Annotated in this window: 2 protein-coding genes; one reads left to right on the top strand and one right to left on the bottom strand. The window is 67.2% G+C overall.

Annotated features, from left to right (window positions below; genetic code table 11):
- Positions 1–1,183: ATP-binding protein (locus ACYP33_RS02030; protein ID WP_459619379.1), on the top strand; the 1,183-nt coding region annotated here is incomplete at its 5' end.
- A gap of 13 nt (positions 1,184–1,196) precedes the next feature.
- Here the strand turns inward: ACYP33_RS02030 and ACYP33_RS02025 are convergent.
- On the bottom strand, positions 1,197–2,216 hold the full coding sequence (locus ACYP33_RS02025) for a porin (protein WP_459619377.1): 1,020 nt from the start codon (positions 2,214–2,216) through the stop codon (positions 1,197–1,199).
- Positions 2,217–2,328: the final 112 nt, after the last annotated feature.

Below are 2,328 nucleotides of genomic sequence, written 5' to 3'. Positions count from 1 at the left end.
GGGGCGCGATCAACAGGTCTATCACCGGCCGGATTACGCACGCGACATGGCGCGGCAGTTGTTGCGGCCCGGGCCGCTCGAGGTCAACGTACGCTCGGGCGTGTTCTTGTCGGGTATTCGTCGGATCGGCAAGACCACCTTTCTGCGCGAGGATCTCGTGCCGGAGCTGGAGCGCGAGGGCGCCGTGGTGATCTACGTCGATTTGTGGGCCGATCCGTCGAAAAACCCGATGAACCTCGTGCTGGAGGCGGTGCGTGCAACGCTGGCAGCACTGGCCGATGCGTCGTCGTCGCTGCTCGGCCGCTTGTCGCGCCTGAAGGGGCTGAACCTGGGGGCGGCCGGTTTTTCGTTCGGTTTTCAGATCGATGCGGTGGGCGAGGCCGGCGTGGGGGGCGCGACGCTCGCGCAGGCGTTCACGGCGATCGTCGATGCAGCGCGCACCGACGTCGTGCTGATCGTCGACGAGGTGCAGCAGGCGATGGGCGCGGACGGCGGCTCCACGCTGATGCACGCCCTGAAGGCGGCACGCGATGCGGTCAACACGCGGCCCGGCACGCCCGGCTACCTGTTGTTCCTCGGCACCGGCTCGCATCGTTCGTTGATCACGGAGATGGCCACGCGCCGTTCGCAGCCGTTCATGGGTGCGCAGGCTTCGATCTACGCCCCGCTCGACGAGGCCTTCGTGGCCTGGAAGCTGGCCGCGATCCGCGCATTGCCCGGCGCGGCCATCCCGTCGTCCGAGGTTGCAGTGGACGGGTTCCGGCTGCTGGGCTGCCGTCCGGAGGAATTGACCAAGGCGCTGGTCCAATTGCAGGACGTGGTACGCCAGCGCGGGCTGTCGGCCGATCAGGCCTTTCCGGTGATCTGCGACACGCTCGCGCAGGCGATGGCCGATGTCGAGATGCGTGCCGTGGAGGATTTCGGCGTGCTCGGGCAGGCCGTGTTCGATCTGATCGCGCGCAACGATGCCGATGCCGTGTCGGGGTTGTTCGGCCGCGCGGCGCTCGAAGAATACGCCGCCAGGACCGGCCGCGAGGTCGAGCCCAGCCACGTGCAGAACGTGATCGACAAACTCGTCGAATCGAACCTGATCGCGCGCGCCGGGCAGGGGGCGTACCGCGTCGTCGATCCGTTCGTGCGGCAATACTGGCGAGGCCGCGCGGCGCTGCTGCGCGGCCGGTAGCCCGCTCGCCCCCTCAAAACCGCGTGCGCATCCCCACCCCCGCGTTGTACCCGTTCGAAAGCCCCGTCGCCGCGTCGTTCAGATACGCCACATACACGTCGGTGCGGCGCGACAGCGGATAGTCATAGCCGACCGTCCAGGTCTTGCGGATCGGGTCGCCGCGCCCCTTGCTCCTGGTGTACATGAACGAGGCCATCGCGTAGCCGGTGCCGAGCGGCACCGACACGCCGAGCTCGCCGCTGTTCGAGGCGATGTCGCCGGTCTGGATCGAATCCTCGATGCGCTGCACCAGCGCGCTGAGCTTGGCCACCTTGAAGTCGTAGCTGGCCGCGGCCAGGTAGGCGCTTTGTTGCGTGAAGCCGGCGATCAGCGTCTGCAGGTCGCCCGGCGTGACCGAATACTTGACGCGCTGATACGAGAACGCGGCCGCGAACGCGCCGTTCGCGTAGCGCAGGTCGCCGGCCACCTGGTTCGCGCCGTCGTGCCCGGCCTGGTTGCCGGTCGCGTACACGCCGGTGGCGGTGAACCCGGCCAGGGTGGGCGACACATACATGATCGAGTTGTTCCAGTTGGTGTCGCCCACCACCATCTGCGCCGGCAGCCCCTTGTACATCTGCACCAGCACCGGCGAAAAACCGAAGCTGTTGCCGAACGGGTTGAAACTGAGCGCGGTCACGTAATACGGCAGCGTGTTGCGGCCGAGCAGCAGCGAGCCCTGCGGCCCCTTGATGCCGACATAGGCGTTGCGGCTGAAGAACGGATCGGCCGCCGAGCGGCCCACCGCACCGTTGGACGCGCGAAAGAACGATTCGAGCGCGAACACCGCCGAGTAGCCGCCGCCCAGGTCTTCCTGGCCGCCGATGCCCCAGAAGCTGGTGGACATGCCGTTCGAATTCTCGGCCGCGGCGGTCTTGCCGCCGAGCGCGCGCTGCGCCCCGGCGTAGACGTCGACCAGGCCGTAAAGCTGCACGGCGCTTTGTGCATGCACGAACGGGCTCGACGCGAGGCAGCCGGCTGCCAGCGCAATCTTCATGATTTTATTTTGCATGTCTAAGTAATAAGCGTGTGAATGAAGGCGTTTCGGGGTCGCGACGAAGCCGAACGGCCGGCAGCGATCGCGCAGGGTTTGCGTGGCATGCGGGTGC

The sequence above is a fragment of the Burkholderia sp. 3C genome (assembly GCF_054589155.1).
The sequence above is the reverse complement of the archived record's forward strand: the minus strand, read 5'-3'. Positions and strand labels throughout refer to the sequence as shown.

What these genes read in the sequence shown, in the direction of transcription:
- ACYP33_RS02025 (WP_459619377.1), bottom strand. Translation starts at nt 2,216, where the DNA reads ATGAAGATTGCGCTGGCAGCCGGCTGCCTCGCGTCGAGCCCGTTCGTG.